Source organism: Mesorhizobium sp. M0715, from assembly GCF_040320355.1.
In the GTDB taxonomy this organism is placed as follows: Bacteria; Pseudomonadota; Alphaproteobacteria; order Rhizobiales; family Rhizobiaceae; genus Mesorhizobium.
On sequence record NZ_JAMYPL010000005.1, the window covers coordinates 47,322 to 64,491 of the forward strand.

Consider the following 17,170-nt stretch of genomic DNA (forward strand, 5'->3'; position numbering starts at 1 on the left):
TTGCTACCTCAACCAGCGTTCGATGCGCGTTATTGCCTCGACCATGTCGTCGTGGCTGCCGGCATAGGAAAACCGCATCGTCCGGTGCCCAGCCTGAGTGTCGAAGTCGCGGCCGGGCGTTGCCGCCACATGCGCCTCAGCCAGCATCTTGCGTGCGAAGGCCATGCTGTCATTGGTATGCCTGGTGACGTCACAGAAGGCATAGAAGGCGCCGTCCATGGGCGCCGCCAGCGGAAAGCCGAGTTCCGGCAGGCGTTTCATCAAAAGCTCGCGATTCCAGGCGTAGCGGCCTTTTACCGCCTCCAGCTCCTCGGTCGCCCTGAACGCTTCGATCGCGGCGATCTGCGACAGTTCCGGCGGCGAGATGTAGAGGCTCTGGGCGACGCGCTCGACCGGCCGCACCAGCTCTTGCGGCAGCACCATCCAGCCGATGCGCCAGCCCGTCATGCAGTAATATTTGGAGAAGGAGTTGATCACCGTCACGTCGCCGCCATAGGCCAGCGCCGTGGTGTCGGGGGCGGCATAGGCCAGCCGGTGATAGATTTCGTCGGAGATGACGGCGATGCCGAGGTCTTGCGCCGTCCTCACCAGAACCGCCAGTTCATCGGCCGGTATGACCGCGCCGGTTGGATTGGCGGGGCTGGCGAAGAGAACGCCTTTCAGCGGCTTTTCACGATGCGCGGTCTCGAGATGGCCGGCATGCAGGTAGGCGGCGTCGCCGAGCTCGATCTCGACCACCTCGATGCCGAGTGCAGCCATGATGTTGCGATAGGCAGGATAACCGGGTGCCGCGATGGCGACCCGGTCGCCCCCATCGAACATCGCCAGGAAGGCAAGGTTGAAGGCGGCCGACGATCCAGTGGTCACCGCGATCCGGCTGGGCTCGATATCAAGCCCGTAGTGATCGGCGTAGTGTCCGGCGATCGCCTTGCGCAAACCTGCCAGTCCCAGCGCGTCGGTGTAGCCGATGCGCCCATCCTGCAGCGCCTTGGCGGCTGCGGCGCGAACCAGAACCGGTGCGGGATCGGAGGGTTGGCCGACGGCCATCGAAACAACCGGCACGCCCTGGGACTTCAGCCGGTTCGCCTCTGCCAGAATGTCCATAGCATGGAAGGGCTCGACTTTGCCACGGCGTGAGAGCGAAACGACCATTTAACCAGTATTCCCGATGACTGACGGCGCCAGGCACTGGCGCATGTGCCGCACAAATGCCCGATTGATGTGAGGATCACAAGTTGAGGAAGTTTCCGGCGCCGACTTTTCATCTTTCGCCCGCTCGTCTACCAGTGGAGCCATCATGTTGAGCCGACCCAGATCGACGATTGCCCAGGCAGCGCGCGTCTTCGCGACGCTTTCGCTTGGCGTTGCCGTTGCAATGGCGAGCTCGGTCAGTGCCTTCGCCCAGAACGTGCCGGTGGTGCGCGACGCCGAGATCGAGGCGCTGGTGCGCGACTACGCGCGGCCGATCTTCAGGGCGGCCGGCCTGGCGAATGACGGCATCGACATCGTTCTGGTCAACGACCAGAGTTTCAACGCCTTCGTCACCGGGCGCCGGCTGTTCATCAACACCGGCGCGCTGATGACGGCTGAAACGCCCAACGAGATCATCGGCGTCATCGCGCACGAAGCCGGCCATATCGCCGGCGGCCACCAGCAGAAGCTGCGCGACCAACTCGAACGAGCCAAGACGATGGCCGTCATCGCGACATTGCTTGGCGCCGGCGCCATTGTCGCCGGTGCCACAACCAGCAGCCGCGGTCTCGCCGGCGCTGGCATGGGCGTGGCCGCTGGCGGCGGCGAGATGGCACAGCGCAGCATCCTCGCCTACCAGCGCACCGAGGAGATGACGGCCGACCGCTCGGCGATCACTTATCTCAACGCCACCGGCCAGTCCGGCATGGGCATGCTGAAGACATTCCGCCGCTTCCAGACCGCACTGTCGCTTTCGGGCGCCCAGGTCGATCCGTATCGGATCAGCCATCCGATGCCGCAGGACCGCATCGCCAATCTCGAAGTGCTGGTGAAACAGGACCCCAATGTCGATAGGCCGGACCCGCCCGCGCTGCAGCAGCGCCATGACATGATGCGGGTGAAGATCGCCGTCTACATGGAAGGCCAGGCGGCCGCGTCGCGGCTGATGCGAAAGATGCAAGGAACCCTCGCCGCGCAGTACGGCGACGCCCAGTCGACCTACCTGTTCGGCAACATCGCCGCCGCTCTCGCCAAGACCAATGCACTGATCAAAGCGCAGCCGAAAAATGCCTACTTCCAGGAACTGCGCGGCGACATCCTGATGAAAGCAAACAAACCCAAGGAAGCTGCGGACGCTTACGCCAAGGCGGTCAGCCTCGATTCGGCTCGGTCCGGTCTGCTGCCGGTGTCAGTGGGTCAGGCGCTGATGGCCGTCGGCACGCCCGACTCCCTCAAAAAAGCCGTCGTGCAGATCAACAATGGCCTCGGTCGCGACAAGGAAAATTCAGCCGGATATCGCTATCTGGCACAGGCCTATGGCGAGTTGGGCGACATACCGGGCGCTGAACTTGCCACCGCCGAAAGCCATTTCTATTCCGGCAACTACAAGGATGCGAAGATTTTCGCCATGCGGGCGCAACAGCAGATGAAACGCGGCGAGCCGCGCTGGCTTCGCGCCCAGGATATCATAAACTACAGGCCGTCAACCAAGATCAAGTGAACCTTCCGGTCGCGCGCCACGACATAGCCAGACCGGAAAACAGGTAGAAGGAACAGGAACGATGAAAAAGGCACTGCTGCTGGGCACCACGGGGGTTGCGGCCGCCCTGGCCATGCTGGCTTTCGGATTCGTTGCCGGAAACCCGCAGATCGCCAAGGCCGGTACCGCGCAGCCGGTCGAGACGGCCGCGGCCGATACCAAGATCGACCGCACCGAGGTCGAAGGCATCATCCGCGACTATTTGTTGAAAAACCCGGAAGTCCTCCTGGAGGTCCAGGATGCGCTTGAGGCCAAGCAGAAGGAAGAGCAGCGCATCGCTCATCTCGGCGTGATCAAGGATGCCAAGGACCAGATCTTCAACTCCGCCTTCGACGGCGTCGTCGGCAATCCCAACGGCAAGGTCACCATCGTCGAGTTCTACGACTACAATTGCGGCTTCTGCAAACGCGCCATCGACGACATGCAGGCGCTGACCAAGACCGATCCGGACCTGCGTTTCGTGCTCAAGGAATTCCCCATCCTCGGACCGGATTCGCAGAAGGCGAGCGTGGTCTCGATGGCCTTCCACCTGATGCACCCGGAAAAGTACGGCGAGTTCCACAATGCGTTGCTCGGTGGCCAGGGGCGCGCCACCGAGGCGGCGGCCATGAAGGTCGCGCTATCGCTCGGTGCCGACGAAGCGGCGCTGCGCGAGAAGATGAAGGACCCGACAATCAACGAGGCCCTCGCCAAGACCTACGATCTTGCCAACAAGCTGGCGATCACCGGAACGCCGTCCTATGTCGTCGGCAACGAGGTGGTGTTCGGGGCGCTCGGGCAGGAAGTGCTGGCTGAAAAGATCGAGGCGGCGAAAGCCGCGCTCTGATCTTGCTCGCCAGCTATTTCTCACGGGCACATTTCCGCCTGTTGTGGACAGTGAAAGAACGCACTTGCGCTCTTTCCGCGGGCGGTTATGCCCATTATAGAGGGCCCAGCGCGCCGGCTTGATGACGGCGCCGGGAAAGGTCGGCTTTTTGAAAACGGTTTTCGTCCTGAACGGTCCCAATCTCAACGCGCTCGGCAAGCGCGAGCCGGGCATCTATGGCGGCAAGACGCTTGCCGCGATCGCCGACGACTGCAAGCAGGCAGGCACGGCGCTGGGGTTCGAGATCGATTTCCGCCAGTCGAACCATGAGGGCGACCTTGTCGACTGGATTCAGGAAGCCGGCGACAAGGCTGTCGGCATCGTCATCAATCCGGGCGCCTACAGCCACACCTCGATTGCCATCCACGACGCCATCCGCGCCGTCGCACCGTTGCCGGTGGCCGAAGTTCATCTTTCCAACATCCATGCGCGGGAACCATTCCGCCACGTCTCCATGGTCGCGCCGGTCGCCGTCGGCATGATCTGTGGCTTTGGGCCGCTCGGCTATACGCTGGCGCTACAGGCGCTGGCCGCACGCCTATGACCGGCCAACAAACAGAAGGCTCGAAAATGTCGATAAAGAAGACCGGTGTTGACCAGCAACTGATTCGCGATCTGGCGGGCATACTGAACGACACCAACCTCACCGAGATCGAGGTTGAACTGGGCGACCTGAAGGTGCGCGTCTCGCGGCAGGCGCCGGCTGTTCATGCAATCGCAGCGCCGCAGCAGGCCTATGCGCCGGCAGCAGCGCAAGCTGCCTCCGTAGCTCTGCCCGTTGTGGCAGATATTTCCAAGAACGCAGTCACCTCGCCGATGGTCGGCACGGCCTACCTGGCGCCGTCGCCGGACGCCAAGGCATTCATCGAAGTCGGCCAGAAGGTCAAGGAAGGCCAGACGCTGCTGATCATCGAAGCAATGAAGACGATGAACCAGATCCCCTCGCCACGCGCCGGCACGGTGACCGCGATCCTTTTCGAGGATTCGCAGCCGGTCGAATATGGCATGCCGCTCGTCGTGATCGAGTAGAGCGGGCCTGATGTTTCAGAAGATCCTCATCGCCAATCGCGGCGAAATCGCCCTCCGGGTGCTGCGCGCCTGCAAGGAACTCGGCATCCAGACGGTGGTGGTGCATTCGACCGCCGATGCCGACGCCATGCATGTGCGGCTCGCGGACGAGAGCGTCTGCATCGGTCCGCCGCCATCGCGCGACAGCTATCTCAACATCCATCAGATCGTTGCGGCCTGCGAAATCACCGGCGCCGACGCCGTGCATCCGGGCTACGGCTTCCTGTCGGAGAACGCCAAGTTCGCCGACATACTGGCCGCGCACAACATCACCTTCATCGGTCCGTCCGGCGACCATATCCGCATCATGGGCGACAAGATCGAGGCCAAGCGAACCGCCAAGCGCCTCGGCATTCCGGTTGTGCCCGGTTCGGACGGCGCCGTCACCGACCAGAAGGAAGCCAGGCGCATTGCCGCCGAGATCGGCTATCCCGTGATCATCAAGGCATCGGCCGGCGGTGGCGGGCGCGGTATGAAGGTCGCCCTCACCGAGGCTGACCTGGAGATCGCCCTGCAGACGGCGAGCACCGAAGCCGGTGCCGCCTTCGGCGACGATGCCGTTTATATTGAAAAATATCTGGAAAAGCCGCGCCATATCGAAGTCCAGGTGTTTGGTGACGGCTTTGGCCGCGGCGTGCATTTCGGCGAGCGCGACTGTTCCTTGCAGCGCCGCCACCAGAAGGTCTGGGAAGAGGCGCCCTCTCCCGCCCTCAATGCCGAAGAGCGCGCCCGCATCGGCGGCATCTGCGCCAAGGCGATCGCCGACCTCGGCTATTCCGGCGCCGGCACGATCGAGTTCCTCTACGAGAATGGCGAGTTCTACTTCATCGAGATGAACACGCGCCTGCAGGTCGAGCATCCGGTGACCGAAGCGATCACCGGCATCGATCTCGTGCACGAGCAGATCCGCGTCGCCTCCGGCGGCGGCCTCTCGGTGAAGCAGGAGGACATAAAGTTCAACGGCCACGCCATCGAATGCCGCATCAACGCCGAGGACCCGCGCACCTTCACCCCCTCGCCCGGCACGATCACCCATTTCCACACACCGGGCGGCCTGGGCATCCGCGTCGATTCCGGCGTCTATTCCGGCTACAAGATCCCGCCCTATTACGACAGCCTGATCGGCAAGCTGATCGTGCATGGGCGTAATCGCGTCGAGTGCATGATGCGCCTGCGCCGCGCCCTGGACGAGTTCGTCGTCGACGGTATCAAGACGACGCTGCCGCTGTTTCGCGATCTCGTCGGCAATGCCGACATCGCCAATGGCGATTATGACATCCACTGGCTGGAAAAATATCTGGCCAAGGAAGAGTAGCGCGGAGACGCGATGACCCGCCCCTACGCGCCCGGCTATCGCATCCCCACCGACCTGCTGCTCAAGGCCTACGCCTCGGGCGTCTTCCCAATGGCAGAAAGTGCCGGCGACCCGGAGGTGTTCTGGGTGCGGCCGGAGACTCGCGGCATCATCCCGCTCGATGGTTTTCACGCACCGAAGAGCCTGAGGAAAACGATCAAGAAGAACCCCTTCGACATCCGTTTCGATTTCGATTTCGAAGCCACGATCGACGGTTGCGCCGAGAAGCGGGTGGAACGGCGCTCGACCTGGATCAATGCGCCGATCCGCGAAGCCTATGTCGAGTTGCATCGGATAGGCCATTGTCATTCGGTCGAGGCGTGGCGCGAGGACCGGCTGGTCGGTGGCCTCTATGGCGTGTCGCTCGGCCGGGTGTTTTTTGGCGAGAGCATGTTCGCCAGGGAGACGGACGCTTCCAAGACCTGCCTTTTCTATCTCGTGGAGCGCTTGAAGGCACGCGGATTCGCGCTGCTCGATACGCAGTTCACCACCGAGCACCTCAAGCGCTTCGGCGCCGTCGACGTGCCGCGCGGCAAATATGAAAAGATGCTGGCCGACGCGCTGAAGGGCGAGGCCGTATTCTATCCCTGACGCCCAATTCTATCCCTGAAGATTGAGCCTACTTCCCAGTGGCGGCTTCCAATGGCGTCTGCGAATGGAACATCATCTTCCAGCCGTTGACGCGATGGACATAGCCGGTGCTGACCAGCGCGGCGTAAGGTTCGCCGTTCTCGCGTGTCGCATGTGCCTCGTAGGTCAGCATGATGATGTCGCTGCCCGGCTCGATAATACCCTTGAGGTCGATTTTCAGGTCGCGCCAGCGGTTGGGCTTGGTTGCGGTCTTGGCGAGATCCGCATTGTCCATCGCCTGTGCCATCTGCGGAAACGCCACCAAGCATTCGGTGTCGGCATTGGCCGCATAGTAGGCCGCGTCGCCCGTCCAGAATCCCTTTTCGAGTTCCAGCAACTCTGTCTTGCCGGCCGTGATCCGCTTGCTGTCTGACATCGGAAGATCCTCCCTGCGCATAAATGCGCGCTCATCCGTGCCCCAACGTATGGTGGCAAGGACGGTTCCGGAGGATCAGTTGGTGTCGGTCGTATCGGGGTCCGAAGCGTCCGGCTCCGTCACGCCAGGCTCTGTCACGTCCGGAGCGGTCGCGGCTTTCGGTTTGGCCGCGGCGGGCTTGGGCGCCTCGGCTTTGGTCGAGTCTGCCTTGGCGCCATCGGGCGCCGGCACATCCGACTTCTGCTTGCAAGCCTTCAGCCAGACGTCATAGACGGCATGCTCGACGGCATTGAGGCCGGGGCTTTCGGCAAACATCCAGCCGGTGAAGATGCGGCGGATCTTGCGGTCCAGCGTGATCTCGTCGACCTCGACGAAGGAATCTGTCTTCGGTTCTTCGGTCTGTGGCCGCGAATAGCAGACGCGCGGCGTCACCTGCAAAGCACCGAACTGCACCGTCTCGTCGATATAGACATCGAAGGTGATGATGCGGCCGGTGATCTTGTCGATACCGGCAAACTCGGCAACGGCGTTGGTAACCCGGTCCGATCCCGGGGCTGGCGCCGGCGCGGGGGCGGCGGGGGTCGGCGAAGCGGCAAACGCCGCGGTGCTGACGGCAAGACCGGCGGCTAGCGTCAGACCGCCCATCGATGTCAGGTTGAAAAAGCTCATGCAAGGATACCGGTGGTTCGCGCCCGGGTGATTCTGTCGATCGCCAAGGCTAGTCGCCGTTTTCTGATCAGCAAGCAGCTAAACACCAATTGTGGCGATAAAGCACCGGCCTGCACCCTACCATTACGACCCGGGCGTCCAGGCGTCGTAGTCGCCGGTAACCTGCGGACGATGCTGATTGGTCAGCACCGAGCCCTTCGGGCGATAGGCCGCCGGGCTGCCGGTCAGATTGGGCTGATGCGGCTTTTGCCAGTCGCGCGGCTTGTAGTCCTCGCTGGACGGCGCGACGTCGACGCGGTGGTGCATCCAGCCGTGCCAGCCGGGCGGTATCGCCGAAGCTTCCGAATAATTGCGGTAGATGACCCAGCGGCGCGTGCGGCCTTCCGAATCGATGCCGCCTTCGTAGTAGAAATTGCCGGTTTCGTCTTGGCCGACCTTCTTGCCGTACCGCCAGGTGTGCAGGCGCGTTCCAATCGTCTGGCTGTTCCACCAGGTGAAAAACTGCGTAAGGAAAGTCTTCATTTCAAAACCCTCGCGCCGGCAGCGCCCGTTTTCCTGCTTATGGCGTCAGGCCTTGCCGAAGGCAAGGCTTTTGCCACGGCGTGCGCGCAAATGGCTTGCCGGAAACCCGACACAAGCCTGTGATCCTGCCGGTCACTGCATGCACGCTTGCCAAGCCTTTACGGTATTTCTAAAGCTCTGCGCGCCCATGCCTGCATCCAGCCCGGCTTGAGGCCAAAGGAGGTGACGATTGGCCACGGAATTGCCGACCACCGACATTCGCATCAGCGCCGAGGCGATTCGCCACCGCAAGGGCGGCACGCCGATCGTTTGCCTGACCGCCTATACCTATCCCATCGCCCGTCTGCTCGATCACCATGTTGACCTGCTTCTGGTCGGCGACAGTGTCGCCATGGTCCTGCATGGCCACAAGACGACGCTGGGCGCCTCGCTGGAGATGATGATCGCACATGGGCAGGCCGTGATGCGCGGCTCGGCCAGGGCCTGCGTCGTCGTCGACCTGCCGGCCGGCAGCTATGAGGTTTCGGCAGCACTTGCCGTGGCCTCGGCGCGGCGGGTCGTCGACGAAACCGGCTGCCAGGCGGTGAAGCTCGAAGGCGGCCTCGACATGACCAGCCAGATCGAGGCCATCGTCGCCGCCGGCATTCCGGTGATGGGACATATCGGCCTGCAGCCGCAATCGGTGGAGAAGGACGGCGGCTACAAGATCAAGGGCCGCACCGAGGAGGCTGTTGCGGCATTGCTTCGCGATGCGCTCGCCGTCGAGAACGCCGGCGCTTTCTCGGTGGTCATCGAAGGCACGGTCGAGAGGGTCGCCGCCGATATCAGCCGCCGCCTCGCCATTCCAACCATCGGCATCGGCGCCAGCGGTGACTGCGACGGCCAGATCCTGGTCATCGACGACATGGTCGGGCTGACCGTCGATCGCGTGCCGAAATTCGTCAAGGAATACGCGGACCTGCGCAGCGTGATCTCGCATGCAGCTGAAACCTATGCAGCCGAGGTGCGGGGCCGGACATTCCCCGGCCCCGGCCATGTCTTTTCGGCGACAAAGAACAGGGATGACGCATGAGCCAACCCGTCGTCGTCGACAGCGTGGCCGCACTTCGCGCGCAAATCCGGGACTGGCGGCGCGACGGCCTTCGTGTCGCCATGGTGCCGACCATGGGTGCACTGCATGACGGACACATCTCGCTGGTCAGGATCGCGCTCCAAAAAGCCGAGCGCTGCGTCGTGTCGATCTTCGTCAACCCGACGCAGTTCGCGCCGAGCGAAGACCTCGACAAGTACCCGCGCCAACTCGGCCGCGACCTCGACCGGCTGGGCGCGGCAAAGGCCGACCTTGCCTTCACACCGACGGTTGGCGAGATGTATCCTGCCGGCTTCGCCACGAAAATCTCGGTCGGCGGCCCCTCCGCCGGGCTCGAATCGGACTTTCGGCCGACTTTTTTCGACGGCGTCGCCACCGTGGTGGCAAAGCTCCTCCTGCAGGCAACGCCCGACTGTGCGGTCTTCGGCGAGAAGGACTACCAGCAGCTTTGCGTGGTGAGGCAGCTCTGCCGCGACCTCGACCTGCCTGTCGAGATCATCGGCGCACCGACGATCCGCGACGCGCATGGTCTCGCCATGTCGTCACGCAACGCCTATCTCGATGAGGCCGAACTGAAGATCGCCCGCCAGCTCAACGTGATATTGCGCAATACGGCTGCGGCCCTGGCGGCAGGCGCCGGCCAGAGCGACGCAACCGAAGAGGCCAGCCGCGCCCTCATCGCCGCCGGCTTTCAGAAGGTCGACTATGTCGAGGCACGCCAAAGCCTGACGCTTGCGCCATGGCGTCGAAACCGCGAAGGGCGTCTTCTTGCGGCAGCATGGCTCGGCAAGACGAGGCTGATCGACAATGTGGAGGTTCCCGCTGCCTAGCGAGAAGGCTTCGGCCAGATAGACACGGGCCGCGACCAAGGTCGATGGTCCCGCACTCCCGGCGGATTGCCGCCGCGCCTAGCTCTCGCTCTTTTGTCCGCCGGCCCTGACGATCAGGTGTCCCGCCACGATCCCAACCACCCCGGCAAGGGCTTTCACCAATGCATCGATGAGGCGTGCATGGCGACCGGGATCAATGAGCTGAAGCAGTTCCAGCATGCCGGCGGTCACAGCCACAAAGATCACGACCTGATACAGTCGGTTGGGAAAGCCGATCGCCAGGGCGAAGCCCAGCAGGACATAAGCCAAGGCACGCTCGACATTCGCTTCAGCGAGGTGCGGCCGCATCTGGATCGGCGATAAGGTCGCGAAAATGATGATGGCGAGCAGCGCCAGCGCTGTAATGCGGGACAGTTTGGTCATGCCCTTGCATATCCGTCGTGAGCCGGCACAGCAAACGCCGCGAGGACGCATGGCTTGATCGCTCTATTCATCCCGGTGGTCTATCCCAGCGGTTTCTCGAAACTCAGCGTCGTCGGCCTTGAGGTATCACGGGACTCTTCCGCGGCACTGACAGGCAAGAACCCTTTCGACCGATAGAAGGCGATGGCACCGGCATTGGCTTCCTCGACCTCGACGCGCAGCGTTCGCGCTTCCGGGAAACTGGCTTCGACCTCGTCGAGCAGTGCTTGCCCGATCCCCCGCCGCTGACAGTCCGGATGGACGTAGAGCTGGTTCAACAGGATGATTTTCGCATCGGCGGTGGCGGCGGCGAAAGCCATGCCGCCGATCCGCTTGCCGTCATCGGCCACCAGGAATTCCGAGTTGGGCCGCGTCAGCCGCGAGCGGAGCGAAGCGATCGAGTGCCATTCGTCGGTGATCTCGGCGACTTTTGCAGCGCCATAAATGGCGTCATAGGTCGCATGCCACGTTTCCACCAGCAGCGTCCGCACAGCGGCAAGGTCGCGTTCACCTGCGGTGCGGACGAACACGGCGCTACTCGATGCCCAGCTTGGCCTTGACGAGGTCGTTGACGGCTTGCGGGTTGGCCTTGCCGCCGGTCGCCTTCATTACCTGGCCGACGAACCAGCCGGCCATGCTCGGCTTGGCGCGCGCCTGTTCGACCTTGTCAGGGTTGGCGGCGATAACGTCGTCGACGGCCTTCTCGATGGCGCCGGTGTCGGTGACCTGCTTCATGCCACGGCTCTCGACCAGTTGGCGCGGGTCGCCGCCCTCATTCCAGACGATCTCGAACAGGTCCTTGGCGATCTTGCCGGAGATGGTGCCATCCCTGATCAGATCGATGACCGCACCGAGCTGCTCGGGCGAAACCGGAGCGTTTTCAATGTCTTTTCCGGCCTTGTTCAATTGCCCGAGCAGATCGTTGATGACCCAATTGGCGGCAAGCTTGCCGTCGCGGCCGGCGGCCACCTTTTCGAAATAGTCGGCGATCGGCTTTTCCGAAACCAGAATCGAGGCGTCATAGACGGACAGGCCGAGCGACGCGATCAGCCGCGCCTTCTTGTCGTCCGGCAGTTCCGGCAATTCCTTGGCCAGCGCATCGACATAGGCCTGGTCGAATTCCAGCGGCAAAAGGTCGGGATCGGGGAAGTAGCGGTAATCATGCGCCTCTTCCTTGGAGCGCATCGAGCGCGTCTCGCCCTTGACGGCGTCGAACAGCCGCGTCTCCTGATCGATCTTGCCGCCATCCTCGAGGATGGCGATCTGCCTGCGCGCCTCGTAGTCGATGGCCTGGCCGATGAAGCGGATCGAGTTGACGTTCTTGATCTCGCACCGCGTGCCGAACTCGCCGCCCGGCTTGCGCACCGAAACGTTGACGTCGGCGCGCATCGAACCTTCGTCCATGTTGCCGTCGCAGGTGCCGAGATAGCGTACAATGGTGCGCAGCTTGGTGACATAAGCCTTGGCTTCGTCGGCCGAGCGCATGTCCGGCTTGGAGACGATCTCCATCAGCGCCACGCCGGAGCGGTTGAGATCGACATAGGACATGGTCGCATGCTGGTCGTGCATCGACTTGCCGGCATCCTGCTCCAGATGCAGCCGCTCGATGCCGACCTCGATGTCCTCGAATTCGCCCTGGCGGTCCGGGCCGACCGAAACGATGACCGTGCCCTCGCCGACGATCGGCTGCTTGAACTGCGAGATCTGGTAGCCCTGCGGCAGGTCGGGATAAAAGTAGTTCTTCCGATCGAAGACCGACTTGTGGTTGATCTGCGCCTTCAGCCCCAGGCCGGTACGGATCGCCTGCTTGACGCATTCCTCGTTGATGACCGGCAGCATGCCCGGCATCGCCGCATCGACCAGGCTGACATTGGCGTTAGGCGGCGCGCCGAAGGCCGTCGAGGCGCCCGAAAACAGCTTTGCTTCCGAAGTGACCTGCGCATGGACCTCGAGGCCGATGATGATCTCCCAGTCGCCGGTTGCGCCGGGGATCAGGCGTTTTGCGTCAGGAGTACGGGTGTCGATAAGGGACATGGCGGCCTGCGAACTGGAATGATGGGAAGGTGCATTAATGCACATTCTGATTTGCAGCTTCGCTAGTGCAAACCGCCAAAAGAGACAAGCGCAAAGCCACGGACTGGCCTTTTCAGCCGCGTTCGCCTATAGGACGCTCATTCCAATGGAGAGTGGATGTCCACTTACGCTCAGTCCCGGTAAGGCCCTGACCTCCTGGCGAGGCAGGGCAGAAAACCGAAACCCCGTGCCGCGAAGCTTCGCGGCGGCGGCATTTTTTGTTTTCCCGGAAAACTCTCACATGGACATTTCGCGCATAGAACAGCGCATCCTGCACCTGCTCGCGCAGGGTGGACGCATTGAAATCGAAAAGAACGAGAAAAAGCGGATCGCCTCCGTCAAATGCCTGACCCGCGACGGCTGGCATTATCCGGGCGTCGATCTCGATCTGTTTCGAAAACTGAAGCGTAAGAAGGCGGTTTCTTCGTCGGGAGGCGGCCCTTACCGCATCACCCGGCGCGGGCTCGCACTCGTCCGCTCCGAACTCGACAACAGGTAAACCACGGCTCCGCCGGTCGGTTCTCAGGCCGGCGGTTCGCCTCGCCGCTCAGGCGGTGGCGATATAGGCCCTGATCTCGTCGGCCTCGCGCTCGACATCCTCGATGCGGCGCTTGACCACGTCGCCGATGGACACGATGCCATCGAGCATGCCGTCCTTCTCCACCGGCAGATGGCGGAAGCGGCCTCGGGTCATGATCTCCATCACCTCGTTGACGGTGTGGTTCTCGTTGCAGATCTTCACCTTCGGCGTCATTGCCGAGCGCACGGCGATATCCAGCGCGGCTCCACCTTCGCGGGCGACAACCCGGACGATGTCGCGCTCTGACAGGATGCCGACGATCTTGCGATCGCCATTGGTGATGACCAGCGCACCGATCTTGTGCTCTGCCAGGATGCGGATGGCTTCGCTAAGCTTTTCGTTCGGCCCGAGCGTCAACACGTCATGGCCTTTTCTCTCGAGAATTGCCTTCACCGTCATGGCGTCCTCCTCTGCTTTGCCTGCCGGTTCCTGCCCTGACCGGCCTTCACGTAAGAGTGAACATCGTGCGCCGTGATCGGTTGCATTTCAAGTGCGGTGGTCGGTCGTCTCCCATTCAGGCGCCTGCCATCGCCTGTCGAACCAACGCAAGCCGAAGAAGCCCGCGAAAAAGCCGCCAATATGGGCCTCCCAGGCGATCTGACCATCTACCCCTGGGGCAAACCCGAGCAGGCCGGTGGCGAGATTGATGACCATCCACATGGCGAGGAAGATCACGACACCGCGCAAGCGCAATACGAATGCGATCGGCAGCACAGGGCCGGCGAAGGCGGCCTTGCCGGCCGAACGGTCGGTGCGGAAGCCGAAACGCGCCGCAGCCCCCATCATGCCTGATATCGCACCGGAAGCCCCGACCAGCGGCGCCTCACCATAAGGATGGATCGCCCAGAAAAGCGCGACCGAAGCCAACCCGGTTGCGGCAAAAAACAGCGCGAACCACAGCGTTCCCAGGCGGTTTGCCAATGGTGAACCAAACGCGGCGAGCCACACCATGTTGATGGCCAGATGCGCGAAACCGCCGTGCAGGAAAGCATAGGTGAACGGCCGCGAAAACAGGAACCAGTCGAAGCCGTATTGCCCGGTGTAGAGAACGGGGATGAAGGCCCCGTCATACAGCAATGTCATCTGCTGGGATTCGCTCAACACATATTGCTGCAACAGGTAGACGACGACGCAGATGCCGATCACCGCCAACACGACGGGTGGCAGGTTGAACACCGGCTCGCGCCGTCGTCGCTGCGCGTCGTCCATCTGTTCCGTGTCCGAAGGGTTTACCGGTTCGTTCATGCGCATCTGGTCCAGGAATTCCTGCGCGTCCTTTAGAGCAAGGATGTCCGGGTTGGAACAATTCTGTTTTCTCAACAGCGAACGCCCGGCACCGCATCGTCTTCATTTGCTACGAAACCGAAAGGAAGCGAAGTGGAAATGCTCCGGGATTTGAAAAACTCGCAATGAGCGTTCTCGGAAGCGATGGGCCTCCTCCCTAGAATGCGGCCAATTTCAAAGGGGTCTCCACATGATCAAGCATATTCTTTCGCTGGCGGCAGCCGCCGGCATAGCCGGTCTCGCCACCGCTGCTTCGGCGCAGGGCATATCCGGCGCGCCGGCACCCTTCGATAAGGGCGGCGTCAAGATCGCCGTCGTCAGCTTCCTCGGCTCCGGTGACTGGCTCCAGGCATTCGAGGCCGGCGTGAAGCGCCAGGCCGATGCGCTCGGCATCGAGGCCAACATCTCGCAGGCGCGCAACGACATCAACACCGAGCGGCAGTTGATCCAGCAGGCGATCAATCTCGGCGTGCAAGGCATCATCATCAACAACGGCCAGCCCGAAGCCATCAAGGACGTCGCACAGGCAGCGCTTGACGCCGGCATTCCAGTGGTGGCCTACGACACCAACCTCGACAACCCCAAGATCCCGCAGGTCGAGCAGTCCGATGCCGACATGGCGCGCCTCGTGCTCGACCAGGCGGTCAAGGACCAAGGCGAGAAATTCGACGGCGGCGTCCTCTATGTCGCCGGCTTCGCACCGCTCGACCGTCGTTATGCGGTGTGGAAGGATTTCGGCAAGAAGTACCCAGGCATCAAGGAAGTCGCCACCTGGGGCGTGGTCAACGACACCGTTGCCGCTTCGGTCGCCGACCAGACCAAGGCCGTGCTCACCGCCAACCCGACGCTTTCGGTCGTCTTCGCCCCATGGGACGAGTTCGCCCGTGGCGTGAAGCTCGCCATCGACGAGCTTGGCGTGGCAGACAAGGTGAAGATCTACGGTGTCGATATCTCGACCTCGGACATCCAGGCCATCCTCGAGCCGAACAGCCCGTGGGTGGCGACGGCGGCAACCAACCCGGCCGTCGTCGGCGAGGCTTCGGTGCGCGCGCTGGCCCAGCTGATCGCCGGACAGAATCCCGGCCATTCGGTGCTGATCCAGCCGACGCTCGTCACCAGAAAGGACCTCGTCGACAACAACATCAAGACGATCGAAGATCTGCAGGCAAAATTCCCGGCCTTCAAGGACAGCGATGCCGCAAAGGCACCGTGGATCCCGGCGACGAATTGAGCTTCTGCGCCTTCACAAAATCAGCGATCCAAACAATCATCCCCGGCCTGCTGGGGGATGATTGCGCCTGCCTCCGCCACACCACCCGCTGCGACAGGCAAAGTGCGCCGGACCGACCTTTTGAAAGACAATTATGGTTTCTGTCCCCACCCCCGACTATTCCAGGAACATGCGCCTGATCGGTCATTCCGACCAAGGCGGGCGGCCGGACGGATTGCAGGTGATGGTGCATCGCGGCTTCGCCTATGTCGCGCATCCCTGGTCACAAGGCTTTTCCATCATCGATGTACGGGATCCCAAGAATCCGGGCGGGACGGTGTTCGTGCCCGCGCCGCCGAATACCTGGACGATCCATCTGCAGACGCATGAGGATCTGCTGTTGGTCGTCCATGCACGCGATCTGTTCGCCGACGCCGCTTTCGCGTTCGACGAGAAGGTCTACTACACCCAGTCGATCGGCGAGACGATCGGCACCGCGTCCGGTTCGGGCGCGGCGCGGACCTGGTCGGCCGGCATGGCCGTCTATGACATCTCGAAGCCGACGCAGCCTCGCCAGATCGGCTTCTTCCCGGTCGACGGCATCGGCATCCACCGCATCTGGTACGTCGGCGGGCGCTACGCCTACGTATCGGCGCTTCTCGACGGCTACAGCGACTACATCCTGCTGACGGTCGACCTTCAGGACCCGGCACGGCCAGTCGAGGCCGGTCGCTGGTGGATTCCAGGAATGCATCTTGCCGGCGGCGAGACACCCGGCTGGCCCGACGGCCGCCGCTATGCGTTGCATCATGCGGTCGTCGAGGGTGATACCGCCTATGCCTGCTGGCGCGACGGCGGGTTGACCGTCCTCGATGTCGCCGACCCTGCCCTGCCGAGGCTGATCAGCCACAGGAACTGGTCGCCGCCCTATGGTGGCGGCACCCATTCGGCGCTGCCGCTGCTCAAACGCGGCTTGCTCGTTGTCGCCGACGAGGCCGTGCTCGACCATGAGGAGGATGGGCGCAAGCTCACCTGGATCTTCGACATACGCGATCCGGCGAACCCGATTTCGATCTCGACCCTGCCGACCCCGGACGAGACCGATTACACCGCCAAGGGCGGACATTTCGGTCCGCACAATCTGCACGAGAACCGGCCGGGCAGCTTTGTGTCAGACACCCTGATCTTTGCAACCTACCAGAATGCCGGCGTGCGCGTTTTCGACATCTCCGATCCCTATCGCCCAAAGGAGACCGGGGCGCTGGTGCCGCCGGCTCCCAGCCGCATGGTCGACAAACGTCCGAATCGGCCGCAAGTGATCCAGTCGACCGACGTATTCGTCGACGCCAACGGCATCGTCTATTCGCCGGATTACAATGCCGGACTGGCGATCATGGAATATGGCGGCTGACAATTACGACCGTGC

At 62.6% G+C, this 17,170-nt stretch carries 20 protein-coding genes; 11 read left to right on the top strand and 9 right to left on the bottom strand.

Going from position 1 to position 17,170, the window contains the following annotated elements; all coding sequences use genetic code 11:
* Positions 1–3: 3 nt before the first annotated feature.
* Positions 4–1,152 (bottom strand): pyridoxal phosphate-dependent aminotransferase, encoded by a 1,149-nt coding sequence (locus NKI21_RS07910; RefSeq protein ID WP_127291397.1) that lies wholly within the window; start codon positions 1,150–1,152, stop codon positions 4–6.
* 145 nt (positions 1,153–1,297) lie between these two features.
* Here NKI21_RS07910 and NKI21_RS07915 point away from each other — a divergent pair, with 145 nt between their 5' ends.
* The 6 genes from NKI21_RS07915 to aat all read left to right on the top strand — a co-directional run bounded on the left by NKI21_RS07915 (position 1,298) and on the right by aat (position 6,609).
* Positions 1,298–2,692 (top strand): M48 family metalloprotease, encoded by a 1,395-nt coding sequence (locus NKI21_RS07915; RefSeq protein ID WP_352439931.1) that lies wholly within the window; start codon positions 1,298–1,300, stop codon positions 2,690–2,692.
* Between the two features lie 61 nt (positions 2,693–2,753).
* A complete protein-coding gene (locus NKI21_RS07920; RefSeq protein WP_352760332.1) occupies positions 2,754–3,557 on the top strand; it encodes a DsbA family protein in 804 nt (267 codons plus the stop codon).
* Between the two features lie 148 nt (positions 3,558–3,705).
* Positions 3,706–4,140 (top strand): type II 3-dehydroquinate dehydratase, encoded by a 435-nt coding sequence (gene aroQ / locus NKI21_RS07925; protein ID WP_013531359.1) that lies wholly within the window; start codon positions 3,706–3,708, stop codon positions 4,138–4,140.
* Positions 4,141–4,166: 26 nt separating this feature from the next.
* On the top strand, positions 4,167–4,625 hold the full coding sequence (gene accB, locus NKI21_RS07930; RefSeq protein WP_023812132.1) for an acetyl-CoA carboxylase biotin carboxyl carrier protein: 459 nt from the start codon (positions 4,167–4,169) through the stop codon (positions 4,623–4,625).
* Positions 4,626–4,635: 10 nt separating this feature from the next.
* Entirely contained in the window at positions 4,636–5,979 is a 1,344-nt protein-coding gene (accC, locus tag NKI21_RS07935; RefSeq protein WP_023812133.1) for an acetyl-CoA carboxylase biotin carboxylase subunit, read from the top strand.
* Between the two features lie 12 nt (positions 5,980–5,991).
* Positions 5,992–6,609: a leucyl/phenylalanyl-tRNA--protein transferase gene (gene aat, locus NKI21_RS07940; protein WP_023812134.1), complete on the top strand. Its 618-nt coding sequence runs from the start codon at positions 5,992–5,994 to the stop codon at positions 6,607–6,609.
* Between the two features lie 28 nt (positions 6,610–6,637).
* On the opposite strand, the gene NKI21_RS07945 is transcribed toward aat, so the two are convergent.
* From NKI21_RS07945 to NKI21_RS07955, 3 genes are all read right to left on the bottom strand, one after another.
* Positions 6,638–7,024 carry a hypothetical protein gene (locus tag NKI21_RS07945; RefSeq protein WP_023812135.1) on the bottom strand — a complete coding sequence of 129 codons (387 nt, stop codon included), beginning with the start codon at positions 7,022–7,024 and terminating at the stop codon, positions 6,638–6,640.
* A gap of 75 nt (positions 7,025–7,099) precedes the next feature.
* Positions 7,100–7,693: a DUF2155 domain-containing protein gene (locus NKI21_RS07950; protein ID WP_023812136.1), complete on the bottom strand. Its 594-nt coding sequence runs from the start codon at positions 7,691–7,693 to the stop codon at positions 7,100–7,102.
* Positions 7,694–7,816: 123 nt separating this feature from the next.
* Entirely contained in the window at positions 7,817–8,215 is a 399-nt protein-coding gene (locus NKI21_RS07955) for an NADH:ubiquinone oxidoreductase subunit NDUFA12 (protein WP_013531353.1), read from the bottom strand.
* A gap of 229 nt (positions 8,216–8,444) precedes the next feature.
* Here NKI21_RS07955 and panB point away from each other — a divergent pair, with 229 nt between their 5' ends.
* Positions 8,445–9,287 carry a 3-methyl-2-oxobutanoate hydroxymethyltransferase gene (gene panB, locus NKI21_RS07960; protein ID WP_352629436.1) on the top strand — a complete coding sequence of 281 codons (843 nt, stop codon included), beginning with the start codon at positions 8,445–8,447 and terminating at the stop codon, positions 9,285–9,287.
* Positions 9,284–10,135 carry a pantoate--beta-alanine ligase gene (gene panC, locus NKI21_RS07965; protein WP_352629434.1) on the top strand — a complete coding sequence of 284 codons (852 nt, stop codon included), beginning with the start codon at positions 9,284–9,286 and terminating at the stop codon, positions 10,133–10,135. The genes panB and panC overlap by 4 nt, the downstream gene beginning before the upstream one ends.
* A gap of 78 nt (positions 10,136–10,213) precedes the next feature.
* Here the strand turns inward: panC and NKI21_RS07970 are convergent, their stop codons facing one another.
* The 3 genes from NKI21_RS07970 to gatB form a co-directional block, all read right to left on the bottom strand.
* The gene (locus NKI21_RS07970) at positions 10,214–10,558 is read right to left on the bottom strand and encodes a VanZ family protein (protein ID WP_023812139.1); all 345 of its coding nucleotides are present in this window, start codon (positions 10,556–10,558) and stop codon (positions 10,214–10,216) included.
* 80 nt (positions 10,559–10,638) lie between these two features.
* The gene (locus NKI21_RS07975; protein ID WP_128304039.1) at positions 10,639–11,127 is read right to left on the bottom strand and encodes a GNAT family N-acetyltransferase; all 489 of its coding nucleotides are present in this window, start codon (positions 11,125–11,127) and stop codon (positions 10,639–10,641) included.
* A 4-nt stretch (positions 11,128–11,131) separates the two neighbouring features.
* Positions 11,132–12,631, bottom strand: a complete 1,500-nt coding sequence (gene gatB / locus NKI21_RS07980) for an Asp-tRNA(Asn)/Glu-tRNA(Gln) amidotransferase subunit GatB (protein ID WP_128304038.1) — start codon at positions 12,629–12,631, stop codon at positions 11,132–11,134.
* Positions 12,632–12,911: 280 nt separating this feature from the next.
* Here gatB and NKI21_RS07985 point away from each other — a divergent pair, with 280 nt between their 5' ends.
* A complete protein-coding gene (locus NKI21_RS07985) occupies positions 12,912–13,169 on the top strand; it encodes a YjhX family toxin (RefSeq protein ID WP_292645720.1) in 258 nt (85 codons plus the stop codon).
* 48 nt (positions 13,170–13,217) lie between these two features.
* Here the strand turns inward: NKI21_RS07985 and NKI21_RS07990 are convergent, their stop codons facing one another.
* Together NKI21_RS07990 and NKI21_RS07995 are read right to left on the bottom strand one after the other, a co-directional pair.
* Positions 13,218–13,649: a CBS domain-containing protein gene (locus NKI21_RS07990; RefSeq protein WP_023812142.1), complete on the bottom strand. Its 432-nt coding sequence runs from the start codon at positions 13,647–13,649 to the stop codon at positions 13,218–13,220.
* Positions 13,650–13,736: 87 nt separating this feature from the next.
* Positions 13,737–14,495 carry a rhomboid family intramembrane serine protease gene (locus NKI21_RS07995; RefSeq protein WP_352609650.1) on the bottom strand — a complete coding sequence of 253 codons (759 nt, stop codon included), beginning with the start codon at positions 14,493–14,495 and terminating at the stop codon, positions 13,737–13,739.
* Positions 14,496–14,724: 229 nt separating this feature from the next.
* On the opposite strand from NKI21_RS07995, the gene NKI21_RS08000 reads away from it, so the two are divergent.
* Both NKI21_RS08000 and NKI21_RS08005 read left to right on the top strand, forming a co-directional pair.
* A complete protein-coding gene (locus NKI21_RS08000; RefSeq protein WP_023812144.1) occupies positions 14,725–15,765 on the top strand; it encodes a substrate-binding domain-containing protein in 1,041 nt (346 codons plus the stop codon).
* 133 nt (positions 15,766–15,898) lie between these two features.
* Complete coding sequence (locus NKI21_RS08005; RefSeq protein WP_206638041.1) at positions 15,899–17,155, top strand: LVIVD repeat-containing protein; 1,257 nt, start codon at positions 15,899–15,901, stop codon at positions 17,153–17,155.
* The last annotated feature ends 15 nt before the right edge of the window (positions 17,156–17,170 follow it).

Bases quoted from the DNA above. Each gene is read 5' to 3' on its own strand.
- NKI21_RS07910 (WP_127291397.1), bottom strand. From the start codon at position 1,152: ATGGTCGTTTCGCTCTCACGCCGTGGCAAAGTCGAGCCCTTCCATGCT.
- NKI21_RS07915 (WP_352439931.1), top strand. From the start codon at position 1,298: ATGTTGAGCCGACCCAGATCGACGATTGCCCAGGCAGCGCGCGTCTTC.
- NKI21_RS07920 (WP_352760332.1), top strand. From the start codon at position 2,754: ATGAAAAAGGCACTGCTGCTGGGCACCACGGGGGTTGCGGCCGCCCTG.
- accB (WP_023812132.1), top strand. From the start codon at position 4,167: ATGTCGATAAAGAAGACCGGTGTTGACCAGCAACTGATTCGCGATCTG.
- accC (WP_023812133.1), top strand. From the start codon at position 4,636: ATGTTTCAGAAGATCCTCATCGCCAATCGCGGCGAAATCGCCCTCCGG.
- aat (WP_023812134.1), top strand. From the start codon at position 5,992: ATGACCCGCCCCTACGCGCCCGGCTATCGCATCCCCACCGACCTGCTG.
- NKI21_RS07945 (WP_023812135.1), bottom strand. From the start codon at position 7,024: ATGTCAGACAGCAAGCGGATCACGGCCGGCAAGACAGAGTTGCTGGAA.
- NKI21_RS07950 (WP_023812136.1), bottom strand. From the start codon at position 7,693: ATGAGCTTTTTCAACCTGACATCGATGGGCGGTCTGACGCTAGCCGCC.
- NKI21_RS07955 (WP_013531353.1), bottom strand. From the start codon at position 8,215: ATGAAGACTTTCCTTACGCAGTTTTTCACCTGGTGGAACAGCCAGACG.
- panC (WP_352629434.1), top strand. From the start codon at position 9,284: ATGAGCCAACCCGTCGTCGTCGACAGCGTGGCCGCACTTCGCGCGCAA.
- NKI21_RS07970 (WP_023812139.1), bottom strand. From the start codon at position 10,558: ATGACCAAACTGTCCCGCATTACAGCGCTGGCGCTGCTCGCCATCATC.
- gatB (WP_128304038.1), bottom strand. From the start codon at position 12,631: ATGTCCCTTATCGACACCCGTACTCCTGACGCAAAACGCCTGATCCCC.
- NKI21_RS07985 (WP_292645720.1), top strand. From the start codon at position 12,912: ATGGACATTTCGCGCATAGAACAGCGCATCCTGCACCTGCTCGCGCAG.
- NKI21_RS07990 (WP_023812142.1), bottom strand. From the start codon at position 13,649: ATGACGGTGAAGGCAATTCTCGAGAGAAAAGGCCATGACGTGTTGACG.
- NKI21_RS07995 (WP_352609650.1), bottom strand. From the start codon at position 14,495: ATGAACGAACCGGTAAACCCTTCGGACACGGAACAGATGGACGACGCG.
- NKI21_RS08000 (WP_023812144.1), top strand. From the start codon at position 14,725: ATGATCAAGCATATTCTTTCGCTGGCGGCAGCCGCCGGCATAGCCGGT.
- NKI21_RS08005 (WP_206638041.1), top strand. From the start codon at position 15,899: ATGGTTTCTGTCCCCACCCCCGACTATTCCAGGAACATGCGCCTGATC.